Genomic DNA, 850 nt, shown 5'->3' with positions numbered 1-850 from the left:
TTCAGGTCAAATATCGCAATCGTATTGATAACCCAACGGTGGAACAAGCCTTTGTCTTTGTTGCCGCTTTACGTACAGCTTCATCAACAAGTGTGACTATTTTAAGCCGTTCTGAGATAGGAATCAGTCTTCCTCGTTGGTTTCCCAGAGGGCATTGAACTTTTCCCGCAAAACCAGTAGCGCAGCCGTTTCAGCAAGTGCTTTCTCTTTACGTGCCAACTCCCTCTCCAACGCTTTTACCTTTCTGCGTTCCTCACGTAACTGCTTATTTTCTTTGTGTGATATTTTTCTTTGTGTGATATTGAAGTCGATGTTGTGCTCAGCGCCTTGATAGATAGTGCTCGCCAGGCTTTAACGTCATCGACAAATAACCCTTTAGACCTTACAGTATTCAGCTAACTCGCGTTCAGACATTGTTGCAGTTTCAATCACTATGAAAAATCTCTGCTCCGCTGAATAATCAGTAGTAGTATTTTCTAACGGCGACTCTGTAGACAATAGGCCGCTTTCGCCAGTACTTATAACTACTACGATGAACATTGAACACATTACACAACGTTTTACGCTATAGCACTTCCTGAGTTTCTCGATTATTGAGAACTGTTCAGAGAGTCCGACATCAAGAGAGCTGTTGCACTTTCTAATATTTTGTTTTGCTCTTAAAGGCGAGCTAGTTTCTTTTTCAACTCACGAACCCACGTATCCATTGTGGATTTACCGACGTTCATAGCTTGAGCTGCTGAAACAACAGTATAGTTTTGGTCGAGCGTGAGTTGCGCAGCCTCTACCTTAAATTCAGCACTAAATATTCTTCTTTACGTTTTGTCATTGTGTCACCTGTTAACTTATG

General features: G+C 41.9%; 1 pseudogene. It reads right to left on the bottom strand.

Going from position 1 to position 850, the window contains the following annotated elements:
* Positions 1–499 precede the first annotated feature (499 nt).
* Positions 500–829: pseudogene (locus tag AB4585_RS22165) on the bottom strand (transposase); the annotation flags it as partial.
* Between the last annotated feature and the right edge of the window lie 21 nt (positions 830–850).

The organism is Vibrio sp. 10N.222.49.C9 (assembly GCF_041474985.1).
Lineage (GTDB): Bacteria > Pseudomonadota > Gammaproteobacteria > Enterobacterales > Vibrionaceae > Vibrio > Vibrio crassostreae_C.
Note: the sequence above shows the minus strand (reverse complement) of the source record. Positions and strands in the feature narration are given on the sequence as shown.